The organism is Paraburkholderia edwinii, assembly GCF_019428685.1.
GTDB lineage: Bacteria > Pseudomonadota > Gammaproteobacteria > Burkholderiales > Burkholderiaceae > Paraburkholderia > Paraburkholderia edwinii.
On sequence record NZ_CP080095.1, the window covers coordinates 3059476 to 3083161 of the forward strand.

19 protein-coding genes and 1 pseudogene are annotated in these 23686 nt (G+C 64.8%); 12 read left to right on the forward strand and 8 right to left on the reverse strand.

Annotated features, from left to right (window positions below):
* The first annotated feature begins 284 nt into the window (after positions 1–284).
* The 6 genes from dapC (at position 285) to KZJ38_RS36525 (ending at position 7322) form a co-directional block, all read left to right on the forward strand.
* Positions 285–1502 carry a succinyldiaminopimelate transaminase gene (dapC, locus tag KZJ38_RS13515; protein ID WP_219796383.1) on the forward strand — a complete coding sequence of 406 codons (1218 nt, stop codon included), beginning with the start codon at positions 285–287 and terminating at the stop codon, positions 1500–1502.
* A gap of 86 nt (positions 1503–1588) precedes the next feature.
* Complete coding sequence (gene dapD, locus KZJ38_RS13520) at positions 1589–2416, forward strand: 2,3,4,5-tetrahydropyridine-2,6-dicarboxylate N-succinyltransferase (RefSeq protein ID WP_219796385.1); 828 nt, start codon at positions 1589–1591, stop codon at positions 2414–2416.
* Positions 2416–2790, forward strand: coding sequence for an ArsC family reductase (locus KZJ38_RS13525; RefSeq protein WP_219796386.1), 375 nt, complete (start codon positions 2416–2418; stop codon positions 2788–2790). Before dapD ends, KZJ38_RS13525 begins: the two co-directional genes overlap by 1 nt.
* 199 nt (positions 2791–2989) lie before the next feature.
* On the forward strand, positions 2990–4129 hold the full coding sequence (dapE, locus tag KZJ38_RS13530) for a succinyl-diaminopimelate desuccinylase (RefSeq protein ID WP_219796388.1): 1140 nt from the start codon (positions 2990–2992) through the stop codon (positions 4127–4129).
* 17 nt (positions 4130–4146) lie between these two features.
* The gene (gene prmB / locus KZJ38_RS13535) at positions 4147–5076 is read left to right on the forward strand and encodes a 50S ribosomal protein L3 N(5)-glutamine methyltransferase (protein ID WP_219796389.1); all 930 of its coding nucleotides are present in this window, start codon (positions 4147–4149) and stop codon (positions 5074–5076) included.
* Positions 5077–5462: 386 nt separating this feature from the next.
* Positions 5463–7322: a cardiolipin synthase gene (locus KZJ38_RS36525; RefSeq protein ID WP_246641466.1), complete on the forward strand. Its 1860-nt coding sequence runs from the start codon at positions 5463–5465 to the stop codon at positions 7320–7322.
* Positions 7323–7350: 28 nt separating this feature from the next.
* Here KZJ38_RS36525 and KZJ38_RS13550 read toward each other — a convergent pair whose 3' ends face one another.
* Positions 7351–7851 (reverse strand): glutathione peroxidase, encoded by a 501-nt coding sequence (locus KZJ38_RS13550; protein WP_219796390.1) that lies wholly within the window; start codon positions 7849–7851, stop codon positions 7351–7353.
* A gap of 125 nt (positions 7852–7976) precedes the next feature.
* On the opposite strand from KZJ38_RS13550, the gene KZJ38_RS13555 reads away from it, so the two are divergent.
* Both KZJ38_RS13555 and KZJ38_RS13560 read left to right on the forward strand, forming a co-directional pair.
* Positions 7977–9944, forward strand: coding sequence for an ATP-binding cassette domain-containing protein (locus KZJ38_RS13555; RefSeq protein WP_219796391.1), 1968 nt, complete (start codon positions 7977–7979; stop codon positions 9942–9944).
* 296 nt (positions 9945–10240) lie between these two features.
* Positions 10241–11371, forward strand: coding sequence for a CaiB/BaiF CoA transferase family protein (locus tag KZJ38_RS13560; protein WP_425518249.1), 1131 nt, complete (start codon positions 10241–10243; stop codon positions 11369–11371).
* A 158-nt stretch (positions 11372–11529) separates the two neighbouring features.
* Here the strand turns inward: KZJ38_RS13560 and KZJ38_RS13565 are convergent, their stop codons facing one another.
* From KZJ38_RS13565 to alr, 3 genes are all read right to left on the reverse strand, one after another.
* Complete coding sequence (locus KZJ38_RS13565; RefSeq protein WP_219796392.1) at positions 11530–11793, reverse strand: DUF2866 domain-containing protein; 264 nt, start codon at positions 11791–11793, stop codon at positions 11530–11532.
* Between the two features lie 138 nt (positions 11794–11931).
* A complete protein-coding gene (radA, locus tag KZJ38_RS13570; protein ID WP_075156853.1) occupies positions 11932–13308 on the reverse strand; it encodes a DNA repair protein RadA in 1377 nt (458 codons plus the stop codon).
* Positions 13309–13470: 162 nt separating this feature from the next.
* The gene (alr, locus tag KZJ38_RS13575; RefSeq protein ID WP_219796393.1) at positions 13471–14541 is read right to left on the reverse strand and encodes an alanine racemase; all 1071 of its coding nucleotides are present in this window, start codon (positions 14539–14541) and stop codon (positions 13471–13473) included.
* Between the two features lie 219 nt (positions 14542–14760).
* On the opposite strand from alr, the gene lplT reads away from it, so the two are divergent.
* Positions 14761–16068, forward strand: coding sequence for a lysophospholipid transporter LplT (gene lplT / locus KZJ38_RS13580; protein WP_219796395.1), 1308 nt, complete (start codon positions 14761–14763; stop codon positions 16066–16068).
* A 79-nt stretch (positions 16069–16147) separates the two neighbouring features.
* Positions 16148–16954: a bifunctional hydroxymethylpyrimidine kinase/phosphomethylpyrimidine kinase gene (thiD, locus tag KZJ38_RS13585; RefSeq protein WP_219796396.1), complete on the forward strand. Its 807-nt coding sequence runs from the start codon at positions 16148–16150 to the stop codon at positions 16952–16954.
* A 72-nt stretch (positions 16955–17026) separates the two neighbouring features.
* Here the strand turns inward: thiD and KZJ38_RS13590 are convergent, their stop codons facing one another.
* The 4 genes and pseudogenes from KZJ38_RS13590 to tsaB all read right to left on the reverse strand — a co-directional run.
* Entirely contained in the window at positions 17027–17998 is a 972-nt protein-coding gene (locus KZJ38_RS13590; protein ID WP_219796397.1) for a DUF1853 family protein, read from the reverse strand.
* The gene (locus KZJ38_RS13595; protein ID WP_219796398.1) at positions 17999–19219 is read right to left on the reverse strand and encodes a uracil-DNA glycosylase; all 1221 of its coding nucleotides are present in this window, start codon (positions 19217–19219) and stop codon (positions 17999–18001) included. It abuts the gene before it with no gap.
* The gene (gene rimI, locus KZJ38_RS13600; protein ID WP_219796399.1) at positions 19206–19700 is read right to left on the reverse strand and encodes a ribosomal protein S18-alanine N-acetyltransferase; all 495 of its coding nucleotides are present in this window, start codon (positions 19698–19700) and stop codon (positions 19206–19208) included. Before rimI ends, KZJ38_RS13595 begins: the two co-directional genes overlap by 14 nt.
* A 280-nt stretch (positions 19701–19980) precedes the next feature.
* Positions 19981–20803: pseudogene (tsaB, locus tag KZJ38_RS13605) on the reverse strand (tRNA (adenosine(37)-N6)-threonylcarbamoyltransferase complex dimerization subunit type 1 TsaB); the annotation flags it as partial.
* Between the two features lie 142 nt (positions 20804–20945).
* Here tsaB and KZJ38_RS13610 point away from each other — a divergent pair.
* On the forward strand, positions 20946–21212 hold the full coding sequence (locus KZJ38_RS13610; protein ID WP_219796401.1) for an acyl-CoA-binding protein: 267 nt from the start codon (positions 20946–20948) through the stop codon (positions 21210–21212).
* 439 nt (positions 21213–21651) lie between these two features.
* Positions 21652–23355, forward strand: a complete 1704-nt coding sequence (locus KZJ38_RS13615) for a DEAD/DEAH box helicase (RefSeq protein WP_219796402.1) — start codon at positions 21652–21654, stop codon at positions 23353–23355.
* The last annotated feature ends 331 nt before the right edge of the window (positions 23356–23686 follow it).

A 23686-nucleotide genomic window follows, 5' to 3' on the forward strand; every position in this document is an offset into this window, starting at 1 on the left:
GATGCACTGTGTTGCGCATGATGTTGCTCATGAGGCCTCGTTGGACTGCCTGTCTTGCCGCTCATTTTCCTCTCAGCGGCCTGCGCGTCTGCGTGCTCATCTGCCTGCTCATTTGCGTGCACTGATCGCGTTCGGCCATTGCTGCAGCCACGCTTCGGCTGATTACGGCGCGCGCCGCCAAGCTATAATTGCCTGCTTATCCGCCGCCCGCGTGACATCGCATTGCGCCTTCACACCGGCGGCCACCCATCATCGCCTGTTTTCGTTCCGACCCGGTCCGTCAAGTGAATCCGTTACTCGACTCGCTGCAACCCTATCCGTTCGAAAAGCTGCGTCTACTGTTCAAGGACGTCACGCCGCGTGAAGGCATCAAGCCGATCAGCTTCGGCATCGGCGAGCCGAAACATCCGACGCCGGCGCTCGTGCGCGACGCGGTCATCGCCTCGCTGAACGGCCTCGCTTCGTATCCGGCGACCCTCGGCTCACAGCCGCTGCGCGAGGCGATCGCGAACTGGGCGTCGTGGCGCTACCATCTGCCGCCGCTCGATCCGGCCACCGAGGTGCTGCCGGTCGCGGGCTCGCGCGAGGCGCTTTTCGCCCTGGCGCAAACGGTGATCGACCCGCGCCGCAACGCGGCCGGCGAGCCTGCGATCGTACTCTGTCCGAACCCGTTCTATCAAATCTACGAAGGCGCCGCGCTGCTCGCGGGCGCGCAGCCGTACTTCGCGAACAGCGACCCGGCGCGCAATTTCGCCTGCGACTATGCCGCGGTGCCGGCCGACGTCTGGGCGCGCACGCAACTACTTTACGTCTGTTCGCCGGGCAACCCGACCGGCGCCGTGCTCACGCTCGACGACTGGCGCGAACTGTTCGCGCTGTCGGAGCGCTACGGCTTCGTGATCGCGTCCGACGAGTGCTATTCCGAAATCTACTTCGACGAAGCGAAGCCGCCGCTCGGCTGCCTCGAAGCCGCGCACCAGCTGGGCCGCGGCTACGAACGGCTCGTCGTGCTGTCGAGCCTGTCGAAGCGTTCGAACGTGCCGGGCATGCGCTCGGGCTTCGTCGCCGGGGATGCGGCGATTCTCAAGCAGTTCCTGCTCTACCGCACGTATCACGGCGCGGCGCTGTCCACTGTTTATCAGACCGCGAGCATCGCTGCGTGGAACGACGAGGCGCATGTGCGCGAGAACCGCGCGAAGTACGCACAGAAATTCGCGACAGTTACGCCGATGATCGCGAGCGTGCTCGACGTCAAGCTGCCCGACGCCGCGTTCTACCTGTGGACCAACGTCGCGCGCACGGGTCTGTCGGATACCGAATTCGCCCAGCGACTGTACGCCGACTATAATGTGACGGTTCTGCCCGGCTCCTATCTCGCGCGCACCGCACAAGGCACGAACCCCGGCCGCGACTTTATTCGCATCGCGCTCGTTGCCGACGTCGACGAGTGCACCGAGGGTGCGCAGCGGATCGTCGATTTTTGCCGCGGGCTCAAACGTTGAAGCCAGCGTTGAAATAGGCGCCCGAATAAGCCGGCGCTGACGCATCTCACCCAACACTCCATTCTTTTCAACCGGTCTCGTCACTTATGTCGCAACAACTTCAGCAGATCATCGACACCGCGTGGGACAACCGCGCGGACCTTTCGCCGAAAGCCGCGAGCGCCGAAGTGCGCGATGCCGTCGCGCATGCGCTCGAACAGCTCGATAAAGGGCAGATGCGCGTCGCCGAGAAGAAAGACGGTGCATGGGTCGTCAATCAATGGCTGAAGAAAGCGGTGCTGCTGTCGTTCCGTCTCGAAGACAACGCGCCGATGCCGGCTGGTGGCTTCTCCCAGTTCTACGACAAGGTGCCGAGCAAATTCGCGAACTACACGGCCGCGGACTTCGCCGCCGGCGGCTTTCGCGTTGTGCCGCCCGCCGTCGCGCGCCGCGGCTCGTTTATCGCGAAGAACGTCGTGCTGATGCCGTCGTACGTGAATATCGGCGCCTACGTCGATGAAGGCACGATGGTCGACACGTGGGCGACCGTCGGCTCGTGCGCGCAGATCGGCAAGAACGTGCACCTGTCGGGCGGCGTCGGGATCGGCGGCGTGCTCGAGCCGCTGCAGGCCAACCCTGTCGTGATCGAAGACAACTGCTTTATCGGTGCGCGCTCGGAAGTCGTCGAAGGCGTGATCGTCGAGGAGAACTCGGTGATCTCGATGGGCGTCTACCTCGGCCAGAGCACGAAGATTTACGACCGCGAAACCGGTGAAGTCAGCTACGGCCGCATTCCGGCGGGCTCGGTCGTCGTCGCGGGCAACCTGCCGTCGAAGGACGGCACGCATAGCCTTTACTGCGCGGTCATCGTCAAGAAGGTCGACGCGAAAACCCGCGCGAAGGTCGGCCTCAACGAACTGCTGCGAGGCGACTGATGGCGACGCGGTCGGCGGCGAAAACCATCGTCGTGTACGGCATTCCGAACTGCGACACCGTGAAGAAGGCGCGCGTGTGGCTCGAGGAACACGGCGTCGAGTTCGAGTTTCACGATTTCAAGAAGGCTGGCGTGTCCGAGCCGCTCGTGCGCGACTGGATGAAGGACGTGTCGCTCGAGTCGCTCGTGAACCGGCGCGGCACGACGTGGCGCGGCCTGTCCGACACCATGAAGGCCGAGGCCGATAGCGAAGCCGGCGCGATCGCGCTGATGATCCACAAGCCTTCGGTAATCAAGCGGCCCGTGGTCGTGGTCAACGGGCGCGTGAAGGCGCTCGGCTTTGCCGCGGATCAATACGAGGCGCTGTTCGCCTGAGCTTTGCGTGCGCTGTGCCGCGCGCGCTGTATTTCGCTGCTGTATTTCGCTGCTGTATTTCGCTGCTGTATTTCGCTGCTTTATTGCACTGCTTTACCACGCGATACGCAGTACGTTTGCGATAAGTCGTTGCCGGCCCCGCCAATGTTTGTGGGCCGGCATTTTTTCATCCGCAGTTTTGAAGAGCAGTTCCGAATCCATGTCCGGCACCCTCGCCCTTACCGAAGCGCTGATTGCACGCGCATCCGTCACCCCTGACGATCAGCATTGCCAGCGTCTGATCGTCGAGCGCCTCGCGGCGCTCGGCTTCGTCTGCGAGACGATCGAGTCGAATGGCGTGACGAATCTCTGGGCGGTCAGGCACGGCACGGCCGGCGCGGACGGCAAGCTGCTCGTGTTCGCGGGCCACACCGACGTCGTGCCGACCGGCCCGCTCGAACAGTGGTCGTCGCCGCCGTTCGAGCCGACGCATCGCGACGGCAAGCTGTATGGCCGCGGCGCCGCCGATATGAAGGCATCGCTGGCCGGCTTCGTGGTCGCCAGCGAAGAGTTTGTCGCCGCACATGCGCAGCATCGCGGCTCGATCGGCTTTCTGATTACGAGCGATGAAGAAGGCGTGGCCACTGACGGCACCGTCAAGGTCGTCGAAGCGCTCGCCGCGCGCGGCGTGCGGCTCGACTACTGCGTGGTCGGCGAGCCGACCTCGAGCGCGCGCTTCGGCGACATGGTGAAAAACGGCCGCCGCGGTTCGATGTCGGGCAAGCTGATCGTCAAGGGCGTGCAGGGGCATATCGCCTATCCGCACCTTGCGAAGAACCCGGTTCATCTGCTCGCGCCGGCGCTGGCCGAACTCGTGAACGAGCGCTGGGACGACGGCAACGAGTATTTCCCGCCCACCACGTGGCAGGTGTCGAACCTGCACAGCGGCACCGGGGCGACGAACGTGATTCCGGGCCATGCGGAGCTGATGTTCAACTTCCGCTTCTCGACGGCGAGCACGGTCGAAGGGCTGCAAAACCGCGTGCATGCGATTCTCGACAAGCACGGCCTCGACTACGAACTCAAATGGACCGTGAGCGGGCTGCCGTTTCTCACGCCGCGCGGGGCGCTGTCCGATGCGCTTGGCGAAGCGATTCGCGCCGAAACCGGCGTCACGCCCGAACTGTCGACGACGGGCGGCACGTCCGACGGCCGTTTTATCGCGCGCATCTGCCCGCAGGTGGTCGAATTCGGGCCGCTGAACGCGAGCATCCACAAGATCGACGAACATATCGAGCTGGCCTCTATCGAGCCGCTCAAGAACGTGTACCGGCGCGTGCTGGAACAACTGATCGCCTGAACGAGGAACCCGTTGCGATGACCACCCCGTCCTACCCGGCTTCTCATTCCGCTGCTCATCCCACTGCTCACCCGTTCTCAACGGTGCGCGATGTACTGCGCTATGCGGTGTCGCGCTTCAATCAGGCGCAGCTCTCGTTCGGACACGGCTCGGCGAATGCTTACGACGAAGCGGCGTATCTCGTTCTGCACACGCTGCATCTGCCGCTCGATCTGCTCGATCCGTTCCTCGATGCGCGCCTCACGGCCGACGAACTCGAAGCGGTGCTGAAGGTGATCGAGCGGCGTGCGGCCGAGCGCGTGCCGGCCGCCTATATCACGCAGGAAGCGTGGATGCACGGCTATCGCTTTCATGTCGACGAACGCGTGATCGTGCCGCGCTCGTTTATCGGCGAACTGCTGCAGGACGGACTGCAGCCGTACGTCGAAGATCCCGAAGCGGTGTCGGCCGTGCTTGAACTGTGCACCGGCTCCGGCTGTCTCGCGATTCTTGCCGCGCATGCGTTTCCGAACGCGGATGTCGACGCGGTCGACCTGTCGCCGGGCGCGATCGAAGTCGCAACGATCAACGTGACCGACTACGAACTCGACGAGCGCATTGCCGTGTTCGAAGGCGACCTGTTCGCGCCGCTGCCCGAGCGACGCTACGAAGTGATCCTCGCCAATCCGCCCTATGTAAATGCGGCATCGATGCAAACGCTGCCTGCCGAATACCGGCATGAGCCTGAACTCGCGCTTGCGGGCGGCGCGGACGGCATGGACATTGTGCGGCGCATCATCGGCGAGGCGCGCGACTGGCTGACCGACGACGGCGTGCTCGTCGTCGAGATCGGCAACGAGCGCGCGAACGTCGAGGCGGCGTTCGGCGGACTCGACCTCGTCTGGCTATCGACGAGCGCCGGCGACGACAACGTCTTCCTGCTGCAGGCAAGCGACTTGCCGGGCTAAGGCACGTCGGGACACGGCAGGACACACAGAGACACGCGAGGACACGCTCCGGCACGCGCCAAGGCACGCCGGGCGCCGCTTGAGGAAGGTTGAGGGCCGGTTCCCGGTCCCTCTTTCCCGTTGAGCTTTGATCAGCATCAAGCGCCTCTTATCGCGCGCGCTCGTGCGTCACGATCGGCGCTCGATACCTGTGGACAATACGCTTGTCCACACGGAAGATCGGGCCTACCGGCGTGGCGTGCTTGCGGTTCGGTAAGATAAGGACAGTACAGGCTTGAGGCCAGGCTTAGACCAGGTTAAGCCCAGCTTGAGCCGCGCTTGGGCCCGTCACTCTGATCGCATGTGAATGCGCGCGAACCGCGCGTCGAACGATCCTTCGTACGCTTATGCAATTCGATCTGCTTCACATCGGCACGCTGGTATTTATCTGCCATCTGCTCGGCGTGATTGCCGCGTGCCATGCAGTTCTGCATACCCGCACGTCGCAAGGCGCGATTGCCTGGGCGGTGTCGCTCGTCGCGATGCCGTATCTGACGCTGATTCCCTATCTGTTTCTTGGCCGCAGCAAATTCGCGGGCTATGTCGACGCGCGCCGCTTCGGCAACGAACTGCTGCGCACGCGCGCGCATCCGCCCGAATGGGCGACCCAGCCGTCGTCGCACGAGCGGCCCACGCAGGCGCTCGGCGAACATCTCGTGCGCTCGCTCACGCGGCTTTCCGGTATGCCGTTTCTGCCCGGCAATGCGGTGCGCACGCTCGTCAACGGCGAAGCGACGTTCTTGGCCATTCTCGAGGCGATAGAAAGCGCGCGCAGCTATGTGATCGTGCAGTTCTTTATCGTGCGTGCCGACGCGCTCGGCGAACTGATCAAGGACACGCTGATCAGGAAAGTCGAGCAAGGCGTGCACGCGTACGTGCTGTACGACAGCATCGGCAGCTTCGATCTGCCGCATCGCTATGTGGCCGAAATGCGCGCCGGCGGCGTCGAAATGCATCCGTTCGCGACGAACCGGCGTTTCGTCAACCGCTTCCAGCTGAACTTCCGCAATCACCGGAAGATCGTGGTGGTCGACGGCGAGTGCGCGTTTGTCGGCGGCCACAATATCGGCGTCGAATATCTGGGCGCGAAGCCGCCGCTTTCCCCGTGGCGCGATACGCATATCGAAGTGCGCGGGCCCGCGGTCGCGAGCATCCAGTTCGTGTTCACCGAAGACTGGTACTGGGCCACGCAGCAGTTGCCGCCGCTTGAGCCGCCGCCGCGTATGCCGGTGGCCGCAGCGTCGCCGGTGGCTGCCTCCGTGGCGGCGTCTGTGTCTGCTCGCGCGGCAGCTGCGGTGTCGGCGTCGGTGTCCGCTTCGATGGCCGCTGCGGTCAGCGCCGCGGCTAACGCGGCTTCCAATGCCACTGCTAATGCCGCTGTCAGCGCGGCTGTTAGCGCTCCAGTCAGTGCTCCGGTCAGCACAACCGTGGCCGAGGCGGTGCGTGTCGCGGTAGCTGCGGCAGCTACGCCGCTGCCGGACGAGCCGGCACCAGGCATGCCGCCGGAAACGGTGTCGGAAACGATGCTCCCGATCAGGACACTGCCGCCCTCGCCCGCGCGGCCTGGGCAACCCGGCATGGCCACCGTATCGGCCCTCGCGCGCGGCGCAACCGCACATACGAACGCATCGGCATTCACCCCGGCGGACCGCGCCGGCGACATGCATTGCCTCGTCGTGCCGTCAGGCCCCGCCGACAAGCAGGAAACCTGTTCGCTGTTCTTCGTCGAAGCGATCAGCGCCGCACGCAAGCGGATCTGGATCACGACGCCCTACCTCGTGCCCGACGAAGCCGTGTTCTCGGCATTGCGCCTCGCGGCGCTGCGCGGCGTGGACGTGCGCATCCTGATTCCGAGCCGGCGCGATCATATCGTCGTGTTCGAAGCGTCGCGGCTCTATGCGCACGACTCGATCCGCGCCGGCGTGCGCGTATTCCGTTACCGGCCGGGCTTTCTGCACCAGAAGGTCGTGCTGATCGACGACGAAGCCGCCGCGGTGGGCAGCGCGAACCTCGACAACCGGTCGTTCCGCCTGAACTTCGAGATCATGGTGCTGACGATCGACCGCGGCTTCGCCGCCGAGGTCGAAGCGATGCTCCTGCGCGACTTCGCCGATGCCTATGAGATCGACCGCAGCGAATACCGGAAGTCGCCGGCATGGCGCCGCATGGCGATGCACGTGGCGCGGCTCTTCGCGCCGATCCTGTAACCGGTATGTAGCGCCGCGGCGCGCGGTGCTACAGCACCTTCTCGATATCGACCGCGATCTCGTCAGGCTTTTTGGGCGGCCCGTAGCGCCTGAGCACCTCGCCGTCGCGGTTAACGAGAAACTTCGTGAAGTTCCAATTGATCCGCTTCAAGCCGAGCAGCCCCGGCGCCTCCGTCTTCAGATATCTGAAAAGCGGATGCGTATTCTCGCCGTTCACCTCGATCTTCTCGAACAGCTGGAACGACACGCCGAAGTTCCTTTCGCAGAAGTTGCCGATCTGCTCGGCGTCGCCGGGTTCCTGCTTGCCGAACTGGTTGCACGGAAAGCCGAGCACTTCGAGGCCGCGCGCCGCGTATTGCTGGTAAAGATTCTGCAAGCCTTTGTATTGCGGCGTGAAGCCGCATTCGCTGGCGGTGTTCACGATCAGCAGGGGCCGGCCGCGATAGCGTTCGAAACTGATCTCCTCGCCATTCAACGCGCGAGCCGAGAACGAATAGATGGAGGTTGTTGTGCTGGTGGTCTTTGCCATATGCGCTCCCGAAGAAAGTCATCAGTTTACGTACGCGGAGCTTTCGCGCCAGTCGGCCGAACGGACGATGCCAGGCAACACGCGGCACAGTCTAAAATAGCGTTTTTCTCTCGCCCGGCCCTGTTGTGATCCGTTTCAATCAGTTCAGTCTCGCGCGCGGCACCAAACCGCTTTTCGAACAGACGTCGTTTACGTTGAACCCCGGCGAAAAAGCCGGCCTGGTCGGCGCGAACGGCGCCGGCAAGTCCACGCTCTTTTCCGTGCTGCGCGGCGAGCTGCATGCGGACGGCGGCGATGTTTCGTTACCGCCGTCCTGGCAGATCGCGCATGTCGCGCAGGAAACCCCGGCCGCCGATAAAAGCGCGCTCGAGTACACGCTCGATGGCGATGCCGCGTTGCGCGCGATCGAAGCGCGCATCGCCGCCGCCTCGGCCGCGCACGACGGCAGCGCCGAAGCCGAGGCGCACGCCGCATTTGCCGACGCCGATGGCTACACCGCGCCCGCACGCGCCGAGGCCTTGCTGCTCGGCTTAGGCTTCACGCTCGAACAAACCCGTGCGAGCGTCGGCAGCTTCTCGGGCGGCTGGCGCATGCGGCTCAATCTCGCGCAAGCGCTGATGTGCCGCTCCGACCTGCTGCTGCTCGACGAGCCGACGAACCACCTCGACCTCGATGCGATCGTCTGGCTCGAAGACTGGCTGCATCGCTATCCGGGCACGCTCGTCGTGATCTCGCACGACCGCGAGTTCCTTGATTCGGTGTGCAATGTTACGCTGCATCTCGAGAACCGGCAGGTCAAGCGCTACGGCGGCAACTACTCGCAGTTCGAAGTCCTGCGCGCCCAGCAACTGGCGCTGCAGCAGAGCGCTTACGAGAAGCAGCAGAAGACCGTCGCGCATCTGCAAAGCTTTATCGACCGCTTCAAGGCGAAGGCCACCAAGGCGCGTCAGGCGCAAAGCCGGATGAAGGCGCTCGAGAAGATGGAGCTGATCGCGCCCGCGCATGTCGCCTCGCCGTTTACGTTCGAGTTCCGCGCGCCCGACGCCGCGCCGAACCCGATGATGGTGATGGACGATGTGCGTTGCGGTTATCGCGCCGACGACGGCGGCGAAATACCGATCGTCGAACGCGTCACGCTGTCGATCCAGAACGGCCAGCGTATCGGCCTGCTCGGCGCGAACGGCCAGGGCAAGTCGACACTGATCAAGACGCTCGCCGGCACGCTCGACGCATTGAGCGGCCATACGCATGAGGGTAAGGGACTGCGCATCGGCTACTTCGCGCAGCATCAGCTCGAAACGCTGCGCCCCGACGACTCCCCTTTGCAACATCTCGCACGCCTTGCGCCCGATACGCGCGAGCAGGAGCTGCGCGACTTCCTCGGTGGCTTCAACTTCTCGGGCGACATGGCCACCGCGGCGATCGCACCGTTTTCGGGCGGCGAGAAGGCGCGCCTCGCGCTCGCGCTGATCATCTGGCAGAAGCCCAACCTGCTTCTGCTCGACGAGCCGACCAACCACCTCGACCTCGAAACGCGCCATGCATTGACAATGGCGCTCGCGCAGTTCGAAGGCACGCTGATCCTCGTCTCGCACGACCGGCATCTGTTGCGCGCGACGACCGATCAGTTCATGCTCGTCGCGAAACACCGGCTGCAGCCGTTCGACGGCGACCTCGACGACTACCGCGACTGGCTGTTGCAGCACGCGGCCGAGCAGCGCGCGGCGCTGAAGGCGGGTGAAGCGAAGGCGAACAATGTCGCGAACGGCGGAGCGGACGACAGTGGCGGCAACGGCGACGCCACGTTGAACCGCAAGGAACAGCGCCGTCAGGAAGCCGAAACGCGCCAGAAGCTTGCGCACCTGAAAAAGCCGCTGCAAACGCGCATTACGAAGATCGAGAAGGAAATGGACGCGCTGAACGCCGAGAAGGCCACGCTCGATGCGTTCGTCGCGGACCCGGCCAGCTACAACGTTGAACTCAAGACGAAGCTGACCGAAGCGCTGCGCCGGCAAGCCGACGTCGCCGGCCGCCTCGAGACGCTCGAAGCGCAGTGGCTCGAGGCGCACGAGGAACTGGAGCAGATCGGCTAGGGGTTTAGCTGCCGCGGTTTGGCGACTGCGGTTTGGCGACTGCGGTTTTTCGCAACTGCGGGTTGGCAACGGCGGCTTGGTAACTGCGGTTTGGCAACTGCGATTTGGCAACTGCGGGTTGGCAACGGCGGCTTGGTAACTGCGGCTTGGTAACTGCGGTTTGGCAACGGCGATTTTGCAGCCGCGATCTGAACGCTGCAGAATGCGAACTGGCTGCTGCTGCGCGATCCGCCATTGCAAGCTAAGCCACTGCGCGCGCGTCACGCGCGGACACTATCAACGACCGGAGGATAACCTTGTCTTCTGCTGATGCACTGAAAGGCTTGCGCGTGATCGACCTCACGCGCATTCTGCCCGGCCCCGTCGCCACGCTGCGGCTTGCGGAAATGGGCGCTGACGTGCTGAAGATCGAAGCGCCCGGTGACGGCGATGCATCGCGCGTGATGTTGCAAAGCGAGACGGACCAGCTCGAAGGCCGGCCGAGCATGCTCTATCAGATCGTCAACCGCGGCAAACGCGTGACGCGGCTCGACCTGAAAACGGAAGCGGGCAACACAGTGCTGCGCGCGCTCGCGCGCGAAGCGGATGTGATCGTCGAGAGTTTCCGGCCCGGCGTGATGGACCGGCTCGGGCTCGGCTACGAAGCGTTGCGCGAGCTGAATCCAAAACTCGTCTATTGCTCGATTACCGGTTACGGATCAACCGGCGTCTACTCGACCATCGCCGGGCACGACCTCAACTTTATCGCTTACTCCGGTGTTCTCGATCAGCTCGCCTCGCGCGACGGCACACCGATCGTGCCGAACTTCCAGATCGGCGATATGCTCGGCGGCGCGTTGAGCGCGATCACGCAGATTCTCGCGGCGCTCTGGCATGTCGCGCGCGGCGGCGAAGGCCGCTTCGTCGATGTGTCGATGACCCACGCCACGCACGCGCACAACGTGGTCGCGCATGTCGGGCTCGTCAACGATGGCACGGCGCCCGCGCACGGCACGGGGCTTCTCAATGGCGGCGCGCCCTGCTACAACCTCTACCGCACGCGCGACGGCCGTTGGCTCGCGATTGCGGCGCTCGAACTCAAATTCTGGGAAACGCTGTGCACGGCGCTGAACCGGCCCGATTGGGCCAAGCGCCACTGGAGCTTGGGGCAGGCGCTCGGCGGCCCCGATGCCGTGGCGTTGACGCAGGAAATGATGGCCTTGATCGCGACGCGCACGCTTGCCGAATGGATCGAGTTGCTCGAGCCGCTGAACTGCTGCGTGGCGCCGGTGCTGACACCGGCGGAAGCGGCTCAACATCCGCTGTTTGCTCCTGAGCTTTACGCAGCCGCCGGACAGGAAAACTACACGGCGGATAACACGGGCGACGGCGCCATTCCGCAAGAATGGGACCGCGCGAGAGCCGTGAAGGGATATGAAGGCGGATAGGAAGGCTGAGGTGGGCCGCGCCTGAACCGTCGTGCCCGAGCCGGCGGCGTCTGAAACCGGCCGCACAGGCCGTAGCGCCACGAGCGGGATCGAACGCGCTGCGGTCGACATCACCCGCAACGGAAACCAGCCACCCGTCTACATCATTTCACCACCGCTTAGCGCCTCGGCAAGGTCTGCCTCGGCTGACGCTCGTCGTCGATAAGCACGTGTTTGCGCCCCTGAACGTGGCGGCGAATCGTGGCCCGCACTTCGTCGGGCGTGATGTCTTCGGCGACCACGCGGCGCGAAATCTGCCCGCCCGTGTCGATCCATTCGACGATCCGGCAACTGTCGCCCCACGGCTGGGGAATCGGCGGCGATACGCGGCAGCCGCGCAGGTTCGCGAGCCGATCCGCTTCGGGTTCACGAGTCAGTTTCAAGACGCATCCTTTTTCCGTTTATGACGGATTGCCTATGCGCCAAAGAATAGGGAAATCGTGTGGAATCTGGGTTACAGCCGCCGGCATGATATTTACAGCGGATTACGTCACGCACCATGTGCGTGCGTGATGGGTCCGTCATTCGAGCGTGCGCACGCGGTCGATCGCCTGTTCGATACGCTCGACCGCGATCACCTGCAGCCCGTCGATCGCCTGCTTCGGCGCATTGGCCTTCGGAATCAGCGCGACCGAAAAGCCGAGCTTGGCGGCTTCCTTCAGACGCTCCTGACCGCGTGGCGACGGCCGGATCTCGCCCGCGAGCCCGACTTCGCCGAATACGATGAGCCCCTTCGGCAGCGGCTTGTTGCGCATCGACGAGTGGATCGCAAGCAGCACCGCGAGATCGGCGGCGGGCTCGGTGATCTTCACGCCGCCGACCGCATTCAGAAAGACGTCCTGATCGAAGCACGCGATGCCCGCGTGACGATGCAGCACCGCGAGCAGCATCGCGAGCCGGTTCTGCTCGAGGCCGACCGCAAGCCGCCGCGGATTCGGCACGTTCGCGGTATCGACGAGGGCCTGCACTTCGACGAGCAGCGGCCGCGTGCCTTCCTGCGTAACGAGCACGCACGAGCCCGGCACGATCTGTTCGTGCTGCGACAGAAACAGTGCGGACGGATTCGCGACGCCGCGCAAACCGCGCTCGGTCATCGCGAACACGCCGAGCTCGTTGACGGCGCCGAAGCGGTTCTTGAACGCGCGCACCAGACGGAACGACGAATGTGTGTCGCCTTCGAAATACAACACCGTGTCGACGATATGTTCAAGCACGCGCGGACCGGCGAGATTGCCCTCTTTCGTGACGTGCCCGACCATGATGATCGCCGTGCCCGACTGCTTCGCGACGCGCGTCAGTTGCGCCGCGCATTCGCGCACCTGCGCGACCGAGCCCGGCGCCGAGGTCAGCGCCTCCGAATAGACGGTCTGGATCGAATCGATAACGGCGACGTCGGGCCGCTCCTCGGCAATCGTCGCCTGGATTTTCTCGAGTTGAATCTCGGCGAGCAGCTTCAGTTCGTTGGCGTTCGAGCCCGGTTCGAGCAGCGACAGACGTTGCGCGCGCAACGCAATCTGCGCGGCCGATTCCTCGCCGCTCACATAGAGCGCGCGCCGCTCGCTGGCGATCTGCGCGAGCGACTGCAACAGCAAAGTCGATTTGCCGATGCCCGGGTCGCCGCCGATCAGCACGACGCCGCCCGCGACGAGCCCGCCGCCGAGCACGCGGTCGAATTCGCCGACGCCGGTCGAAAAACGCGGCACATCGGATGCTTCGATATCGGCCAGGCGTTGCACCGGCGCGCTCTTCGCGAGCGACTGGAAGCGATGCGCGGAGGCCGATTCGGCCACCGTCTCGACCAACGTATTCCACGCATGGCAGGACGGGCACTGCCCTTGCCACTTCGGCGACGACGCGCCGCATTCGGTGCAGGTGTACAACGTTTTCTGTTTAGCCACGCAGACCTTGCCTGATTTGTATTGTCATAGGGAAGGAAAAGCGGCAGGCCGCCCTTCACACCGCATTCGCGGCTGCCCAGTTCGATGATTGACGCGCCGGTGCTTACTGCGCGGATTTGCCACACCGCGCGGATCGGTTACCGCACAGCGGCGCGCGGTTGCTTATTCCGCGCGGACCGGCACGCGCATCGCGACCGCGCACATCAGCTCGTAGCCGATCGTGCCGCATGCCTGTGCGACGTCGTCGATCGGCAGCGCGTTGCCCCAGAGTTCGACACGCGAGCCGATACCGGCCTGCGGACACGGCGTCAGATCGACGGTGATCATGTCCATCGACACGCGCCCAACGATGCGTGTGCGAATGCCGTCGACGATCACGGGCGTGCCTTCGGGCGCATTGCGCGGGTAACCGTCCGCGTAACCGCACGCGACGACGCCGATGCGCATGCCCGCGCGCGCCTTGAAGATCGAGCCGTAGCCGACCGTCTCGCCTTCGGGCAGCGTCTGCACGGCGATCAGTTCCGAGGCGAGCGTCATGGCCGGCTGCAGACCCGTGCTGCGAATGTCGGTATGCACGCCCGACGGCGATGCGCCATACAGCATGATGCCGGGCCGGACCCAGTCGAAATGCGACTTCGGATGCCACAGCGTGGCCGCCGAATTCGCGAGGCTGCGCGCACCGGCAATGCCCTTCGCGCCGCGCTCGAACGCTTCCATCTGATGCTCGATGCCGCGCTCGCCGTCGGCGTCGGAAAAGTGGGTCATCAGCGTGATCTGGCCGACGCCCGGGCAAGCGCGCGCGCGCTCCCAGGCGGCGCGGAACCGGTCCGGCGTGTAGCCGAGGCGGTTCATGCCGCTATTCATCTTGAGCTGGATATTGACCGGCTTGGACAGCCGCGCCATTTCGAGCATGCGCAGCTGCTCGTCCGAATGCAGCGCCGTGGTGAGGCTGTAGCGGTCGATCAGATCGATATCGGTCGGACGAAAAAAGCCTTCGAGCAACAAAATCGGGCCCGCCCAGCCCAATTCGCGCAACTTCACCGCTTCTTCGAGGTCCAGCAACCCAAAGCCGTCCGTTGCGCGCAATCCGGGGAACGCACGCGCCATTCCGTGGCCATACGCATTCGCCTTGACGATTGCCCAGATTTTGGACTTTGGCGCATAGCGGCGGACCACCGCGAGATTGTTGGCGAGAGCGGCGGTATGGATCGTGGCAAGGAGCGGGCGCGGCATGGGATTTTTGAGTAAAGACACTTTCGAATCAGCAGCTTACAGCGCGTTTTCAGCGCCACGAAGCCCGCTGCGACTGGACGATCAAGGATTTTGCTAGTCAGTATCCAGCTATTTTCATGATATAAAGCCGTGCGCACAACCCATTTCGAACGGAATAAGCCCGAACGTCATATCCACGGTCTTGCCCGCCAGACCGTCGCGAGGACAGCATCGCATCAGATGAAAAAAGGTTTTTACACGATCATGGCCGCGCAGTTCTTCTCGTCGCTGGCCGACAATGCGCTGCTGATCGCTGCTATCGCACTGCTGAAAGACCTTCACGCCCCCAATTGGATGACGCCGCTGCTCAAGCTGTTCTTTGTGCTGTCGTACGTCGTGCTGGCCGCCTTCGTGGGCGCGTTCGCCGACTCACGGCCCAAAGGGCGCGTGATGTTCGTGACGAACACGATCAAGGTGATCGGCTGCGTCACGATGCTGGTCGGGGCGCATCCGCTGATTGCATACGGCATCGTCGGCTTCGGCGCCGCGGCCTATTCGCCGGCCAAGTACGGGATACTCACCGAGCTGCTGCCGCCTGACCGCCTCGTCGCCGCGAACGGCTGGATAGAGGGCACGACGGTCGGCTCGATCATCCTCGGCACCGTGCTCGGCGGCGCGCTGATCAGCCCGCATATCGCCTCGCACATCATCAAACACACGCCGTCCGCGATCCATACGCCCGCCGAAGCGGCGATGCTGATCATCATCATCATCTACGTGGTCGCGGCGCTCTTCAATCTGCGCATCCCTGACACCGGTGCGCGCTATCCGAAACAGGAACGCGGACCGCTCAAGCTCATCACCGACTTCGCCGACTGTTTCAACATTCTCTGGCACGACAAGCTCGGCCAGATCTCGCTCGCGGTCACGACGCTCTTCTGGGGCGCGGGCGCGACGCTGCAGTTCATCGTGTTGAAATGGGCCGAGGTGTCGCTCGGCATGTCGCTGTCGGAGGGCGCGATCCTGCAGGCCGTGGTCGCGGTCGGCGTCGCGGCGGGCGCGATGATCGCCGCCGCGCGCGTGCCGCTGAAGAAATCGCTGTCGGTGCTGCCGGTCGGCATCATCATGGGCATCGCGGTGATGCTGATGGCGTTCTACACGCGGCATCTGTTTCCGCCGCACTGGGGCATCTATTTCGGCCGCATGCATATCGGCGGCTACCTGATTTTCGCGTATGTGTTCCTGATGGTGGTCGGCGCGCTGTCGGGCTTCTTTGTGGTGCCGATGAACGCGCTGCTGCAGCATCGCGGCCACGTGCTGCTGTCGGCCGGACACTCAATTGCCGTGCAGAATTTCAACGAGAACCTGTCCGTGCTCGTGATGCTGTGCCTCTATGCGGTGCTCGTCTGGCTCGACGTGCCGATCACGATCGTGATCGTGCTGTTCGGCACCTTCGTCTGCGTGATGATGTGGCTCGTGATGCGGCGCCACCAGGCGAACCAGCGCGCGTTCGATTCGGTCGCGCTGATCGGCGAAGCGCGTCACTGACGGTCCAGACAGTCGTGACAGGCCTCACGATCCTCACGATCCGCCGCGGCTTCAACCGCCCTGCCTTCTTCGTCCTTTCATGACTCAAGCCATTCCCAACGTCCTGACCATCGCCGGCTCCGATTCCGGCGGCGGCGCGGGCATCCAGGCCGACCTGAAGGCGTTTTCGGCGCTCGGCGCGTACGGCGCGAGCGTGATTACCGCACTGACCGCGCAGAATACGCGCGGCGTGACCGCGATTCACACACCCGACCCCGGTTTCGTCACGGCGCAGTTGGACGCTGTGTTCGACGATATCCGCATCGACGCGGTCAAGATCGGCATGCTCGCGAACGCGCAGATCGTGCGGGCGGTCGCCGATGCGCTGCGACGCCACCGTCCGTCGCATGTCGTGCTCGACACGGTGATGATTTCGAAGAGCAACCATGCGCTGCTCGCCCCCGACGCGGTCGACGCGGTGCGCGACGACCTGTTGCCGCTCGCCGATCTGCTGACGCCGAACCTGCCCGAAGCGGCGGCCCTGCTCGGTGTGCCGGCGGCTGCCGATGAAAGCGCGATGGTGAGCCAGGGCGAAGCGTTGCGTGCGCTCGGCGCGCGCGCGGTGCTGATGAAAGGCGGCCATCTCGCGGCCGCCGACAGCCCCGACTGGCTGATCGAAGCCGGCGGCACGCTGCGCGTCGGCGGGCCGCGCGTGCCTGTCAAAAATACGCATGGCACGGGGTGCACGCTGTCGTCGGCGATTGCGGCGTTATTGCCGCAGCGGCGCGATCTCGCGAGTGCGGTCGTCGATGCCAAACAGTATTTGACCGGGGCGCTCGAGCACAGTGCGCGGCTTGACGTCGGGCATGGCGTTGGGCCTGTGCATCATTTTCATCAGTGGTGGTGAGTACGGGCGGTTCCCACTGAGCGGCGACGCGTGCGCGGGCTCGCGTGCATGGGCTCCGCAAAGATGCGAGCACTATTCGCGAGCAAATGCGAGCGCCAACGCAGGCCACGCATCCGGCACGACAAAACCGCGTGACGTCTCGCGCCAGCCACCATTTTTGTCATCGGCGGCAAACGCCGCGACCATCGTCGGACCGATATGCTGCGCGAGTTGCGCGCTCAAGGCCGGTATGTCGAACAGGCCCGCGGCAGACGCATCACCGCTGCGGCGACGCCGCGACAGCCATTGCAGACGCGGCAGCACCGCCCACGCGGCGCCGCGCGCCGCGGCGAACGCGGGCCAGTCGGCGCGCGTCGTCCACCACCCCCGCGCGTGGTTCGGATCGATCTCGGCCGGTTCGGCCGGCGTGCCGCCATCGCGATAGAACAACCACCCTTTGATCAACATCTGCGCGTCCCACGGGCCGGGGTGACCGAGCGACGCGAATTCGGCGCGCGCGCTCAACGGCAGCTGATGATCGAGCAGGCGGCGCAGCTTCACGTCGAAGCGGTCCTGCAGATTCGGACCGACATAGTCGGCGAGCTGTGCGCGACTTTCACCCGCATGCAGGTAGCATTTGACCGCGAGTTCCCAATGCAGACGCCGGCTCGTCTGCGTTTGAACGAGGAAGTCGCATTCGCCGAGCGTCAGGCCGTTGCGCCGCAACGCGACATTCGCGGCCACGAGCCGCGCGGCCGGCCCGTGCTGCAAGGACCACGCGAGCAGACACTCCGCGTAGCGGCCAAGCCGCGTCACATGCGCGGCGGCAATGTGCTGATGCAGCGCATCGGGACGGGCATCTTCAGCGACGAGCCAGTCGAGGGTCGCGGCCGCTTCGTCGGCTGATTCGAACGGCTCGGCCAGCATGCCGGCGGGCGGTTGCGCGCGCAACAGGTCCGGACTGAACAGCAGCCACGCCAGATCGCGCACTGCCGGATCGCGCAGATGCTCGAGCCGCGCGGCATCGCGAGGCGTTAATCCGGCTGATGGGCCGTCGGCTGCCATTTAGTCGGCCGCGGGGTCAGCAGCAGGGGCGGCCGCGCGTTCACCCGCCGAACCCGCGCTCGCGCCCGCCTTGCGCCACGTATCGCGCGCCAGACACAGGTCCTGCCACGCCTTCGCCTTGTCGTGCAGACTGCGCAGCAGATACGCGGGGTGATAGGTGACGATCACGGGCACGCCTTCGTAGGTATGCACGCGTCCGCGCAGCGACGAAATGCTCGCGTCGGTCTTCAACAGGCTCTGCGCGGCGAAGCGGCCGAGCGCGACGATCAGCTTCGGTTTGACGAGCGCAACCTGGCGCTGCAGATACGGCTCGCAGCGTGCAACCTCCTCAGGCTCCGGATTGCGGTTACCCGGCGGCCTGCATTTCAGCACGTTCGCGATATAGACATTCTCGCCGCGCGCAAGCGTCAGCGAACGCAGCATGTTGTCGAGCAGCTTGCCGGCCTGGCCGACGAACGGCTCGCCCTGGCGGTCCTCGTTTTCACCCGGCGCTTCGCCGATCAGCATCCAGTCAGCGTTGCGGTCGCCGACGCCGAATACCGTCTGCGTGCGCTTCTCGCAGAGGCGGCAGCGTTCGCAGCCGGCGACGCGCGCGGCGAGCGCGTCCCAGTCGAGGGTGGCGACGGGCGGCAGCGCCGGTTCGGTCGAGAGATCGTCTGTGGCGAAGCCTGCTGCATCGTCAGGCGCCGGTTGACGCGCGCGCGGCTGTGACGACGACGGCGGCGACGGCTGCGCGGGAAGCTCGTCGAACCATGCGAAGTCGTCGTCGGGCGGTGCCGGTTGAGCGGCGGCGGGGGCCGGCTCCGGGCGTGCCGCAACGGGCCTGCGTCCGGTGTCCGGTGGTTCGCTTTGCGATGCGGATTCGCGCGGCATGCTGCGCTCCGTGGGCGACGCAAGCTTGCGCGCTCCAGCCGCCGCGTCCGCGTCTGCGACAGACGAAGCTGCGTTCGAGCGCCTTACCTCTGCGCCGGCTTCGAAGCCTGTGGAGGAACGCGCATCACCGCGCACCGATACTGCAGCATCCGGCGCCCGTTCAACGCGCGCGGCATCGGGCGAAGGGTTCGCCCGCGCCTGCGCCGGCACCGCGTCCTGCGCGAGCGCGACATCCGCGGTCGCGCCGCCCACGCCTTCTTCGAGCGCCGTCTGCGCATTCGCGCTGCCGCGCCTCACCCAAAGCGGCGCGAGGCCCAGTTCTTCCAGCGCGGACTCATGCAAGGCCATCGACGCCCTCCTTCTCAAAAGAAAATCGCATCACGATTGCGTCTTCCCGGCTGCGATGCCGCGCCGGATAGTAGTTCTTGCGACGGCCGATCGACGCGAAGCCGAAGCGCTCGTAAAGGCGGATCGCGCGGTGATTCGAGGGCCGTACTTCGAGTAGCAGTCCCGCGAGCCTTTCCGCATGCGTGATGCGCACCGCTTCGCGCAGCAGCGCGAGCCCGGCACCCGCATGTTGCGCCGGCGGCGCAACGCACAGATTCAGCAGATGCATCTCGTCGACGACTGGCATCAGCACGCAGTAACCGATCAGCGTCCCCGTTACGTGCCGCAGACAAATGCCGAAGTAGCCGTTGCGCAGCGAGTCTTCGAAGTTGCCGCGCGACCACGGGAATTCGTAGGCGAGCCGCTCGACGATGGCGACTTCATCGAGATCGCTCTCGGTCATCGGCGATATATAGCGGTCCGCGAGCAACACCCCGCTCATTGGGGACGCTCGCCTGGTTCGCGGTTCGGCGGGGCGCTCGATTGCGTGCTTGACTGAGCACTCGAATGTCCGCTTGAATCCCCATTTGAGTCCCCACCTGAGTCCCCACTTGACTGGCCGTGCGCTTGCGCGCCCGGTCGACCGCTCGTTTGTGCGCCGCCCGGTTGGTTATCCGGTCGGCCGCTCGCTTGATTATTCGACCGGTCTTCTGATTGGCCGCCCAGTTTGCCGCGCGTTCGTCCACTTGCCGCCACCGCCTCGCCCGCAGCGTCCGGCATCTGTTGCGCGGCCTTCGCCGCGAGCCGCTCCGCTGTGGTCAGCGCGACCTTATCGCGCACGTATTCGGGCGCCGCCTGATCGGCCGGCACCGCGCGGCCCGCACGCCATGCGCGCAACGCGGCGAACGCGATCGGCAGCGCATGCGGCAGCGCTTCGCCATCGATCACGCGCGCGCCCGCGGCGACCGCAAGCCGCCCGCCGAACGCCGCCGCCGCGTTGCCGGCCAGCGTGTACGGCGCGTCGGGCGCGGCGATCCGTTCGGGCGCATCGAGCGCTGCTGCACGAACCGCGCGCCAGTCTTGCAGCGCATCGTCCCACGCATAGTCGGCCCAATAAACTTCGTCCATCCGCGCATCGAGTGCGGCAAGCACGCGCGTCGCCGACGGATCGCGCCGTCGCGCGCTTTCGGCGCACGCCGCCAGCGTGCCGATCGGCACGACCGGGCAGCCGAGCCCGAACGCGAGCCCCTGCGCGACGCCGGTCGCCGTGCGCAAGCCCGTGAACGAGCCCGGGCCCGCACCGAACGCGATCGCATCGCATGCGCTCAGCGCGTAACCGGCTTCGTCGAACAACTCGCGAATCGCGGGCAGGAGGCGCGTGCTCGACACCGCGCCGGTCGATTCGTGACGCGACCAGACGCGCGGCTCATGATACGCATCGGCCGATGCGATCAATGAACCTGAGGACGAACCTGAAGACGACCCCGAGGACGCACCCGAGGACAAACCCGATGACGAACCCGCAGGCGGATTCGCAACGGCCAGCAACGCGACCGAGCAGAATTCGGTCGATGTATCGAGGGCAAGCAGCACTGTTTCAGTCATGGACGGTATTGTAATGCGCGACCCTCGCGCACCGGTCGCGAAGCCGACGCGACGCCACACATCCGCATGCCACACAGGTTCGCACTTGTGCCGCCGTGCTTGTTATGATCGTCGGCCAATCCGAACTTCCGCGGAGACTTCCATGAGCGACGTCGACACACGCTTCAACCAGGCAGTCAACGACGTAAAGCAGTTGCCCGAACGACCCGGCGATCTCACGCTACTGCGCCTCTACGGACTCTACAAACAGGCAACCGTCGGCGACGCACCCGACGAACGGCCGGGCTTCGCTGATATCGCCGGCAAATTCAAACACGACGCATGGGCCGCATTGAAAGGTCTCGCGCCCGAGACTGCCAGACAGGAATATATCGAGCTCGTCGAATCGCTGAAAAGCGGCGGTGCCTAAAACGGCGCCTAAGCTTCGCGCCAACGCTCAGTATTTCTAAGACAAACACCCTTGCGTCATTTGTCTGACGCGTGAAGCTTTCGTGTCAAATGAGTGGCGCGGTGCAGCAAAGTTAGCTATAATCGCCGCTGCACTTGCAATAGCAGGTGCAGTAAAGCGTTTTGCTCCAATCCAGTTTAGAACCTGTCACCTCCCTGCCACGGGCCCTGCCACTCTACGGGCCACCACGTAAGGCTGGCGGCAAGCCCTCCCGGCGCGCCGCATCCGATACAGCTTCTAACGAAAAGCTCGCCTTTATTGTTGCGAGCTGCCCCCGTTTTACGGTTTGCTCGCTGCTGTCTGCTCGCTGAATCCGACAACTTGGGTAATGCCGATTGGCGCCGACGTTTCATCCCCTGGTTTGATCCAAGGGGTTCGTTCCCATGCTTCAAGGATTTTCATGACTTCGAGCAACACCACCAGCCCGTTGAACGCAATCGCCGACGCCGTCCTCGGTCTTGACACGCCCTCCACCGCCGAAGCACCGGCGGCGCGTGCCGAGGCACCGGCCGTCGCAGCGAATGCGGGCAATGCAGCGGACGCAGCCGGCGCCGATCAAGGCCCGACCTTCGCGTCGCTCGGGCTTTCCGAGGAGATTCTTTCCGCAGTGCTCGCGGCCGGGTACACGGCGCCGACACCGGTCCAGCAACGCGCGATTCCGGCAGGCATCGCCGGGCGCGATCTGCTCGTCTCGAGCCCGACCGGTTCGGGCAAGACGGCCGCCTTCATGCTGCCGGCCATCGAGCGCTTCGCCCAGTTGCAAAAAACCCAGGCCCAGCAACCTCGTGCAGCGGGCGATGCGCGCGACCCGCGCGGCGCCGATCGCCGCGTGCGCCGTCCGCAACCGGTCGCACGCCCGGGCCTGCTCGTGCTCACGCCGACGCGTGAACTCGCCATGCAGGTCACTACGGCCGCGTCGACGTACGGCAAGCACCTGCGCCGGCTGCGCACGGTCAGCATTCTCGGCGGCGTCGCCTACGGCCAGCAGTTGATGCTGCTTGCCAAGAACCCCGAAATTCTCGTCGCGACGCCGGGCCGTCTGCTCGACCATCTGGAGCGCGGCCGTATCGATCTGTCGGAACTGCAGATGCTCGTGCTCGACGAAGCCGATCGGATGCTCGACATGGGCTTTATCGACGACATCGAAACGATCGTCGCCGCAACGCCCGCTTCGCGCCAGACCATGCTTTTCTCCGCGACGCTCGACGGCAAGATCGGCTCGCTGACGAGCCGTCTGCTGAAGGATCCCGAGCGCATCGAAATCACGCAGCGTATCGAGCAGCGCGCCAATATCGCGCAAACCGTGCATTACGTGGACGACCGCGACCACAAGGACCGCCTGCTCGACCATCTGTTGCGCGACGAGGGCCTCGATCAGGCCATCGTCTTTACCGCAACGAAGAGCGACGCGGACCAACTCGCCGGCCGTCTTGCCGACGCGGGCTTCCAGTCGGCCGCGCTGCACGGCGACCTGCCGCAAGGCGCACGTAACCGCACGATCCGAGCGCTGCGCGAGCGCCGCGTGCGCGTGCTCGTCGCTACCGACGTCGCGGCGCGCGGCATCGATATCCCCGGCATCACGCACGTGTTCAACTACGATCTGCCGAAGTTCGCCGAAGACTACGTGCACCGTATCGGTCGTACGGGCCGCGCCGGTCGCTCGGGTATCGCAGTGAGCCTCGTGCATCACGCCGAGCAAGGCGCATTGAAGCGCATCGAGCGTTTTGTGCGCGCGCCGCTGCCCGTCAACGTCATCGCAGGCTTCGAGCCGCGCAGGGCGCCGCCGGCCGGTGGCCGCGGCGGTTTCGGCGGCGGCCGTGGCCGTCCGGGCGGCAACAGTGGCGGCCGGCGCTTCGGCGGCAAGCCGGGCGGCAGCGGCGGCTACGGCGGTTCGCGTGAAGGCGGCGGCTATGGCGGCAACGGCGGTGGTAACGGCGGCGGCAATGGTGGCGGCCGCGGATGGAGCGGCAAGTCGTCGGGCGGTAGCCGCGACGGTTACGGCGCATCGCGCGGCGAAGGCGGCGGCAGCTACGCCGGTTCGCGCGACGGCGGCTACGGCGCACGCCGCAGTGACGGTCCGCGCAATCCGCGTCGCGGCAGCTAATCGGCCGACGTCGTGATTAACAGGCCAAGCCTCTGAAAAGAGGACTGGCCTGACAAGATCGCAAAAAGCCCGCTTCGGCGGGCTTTTTTACGTCCACCCCCACATTTCACGATATGAAAAATTTTTTTGCGTCGTAAAAAATCGTGCTGCAAGGCACAACAAGCGTTGTTGCAGCATAGGAAAACTCATTCCACAATACGGAACAACGAAATTAAATACATGATTTTTATCAGATAAATTTCACTAAAAAACGTTCGCTACCGCTTGTTGCCACTCCCGCCACGCTCCTAGACTCTTATACAAGACTTCGCGAAACGGAGACATCGCAATC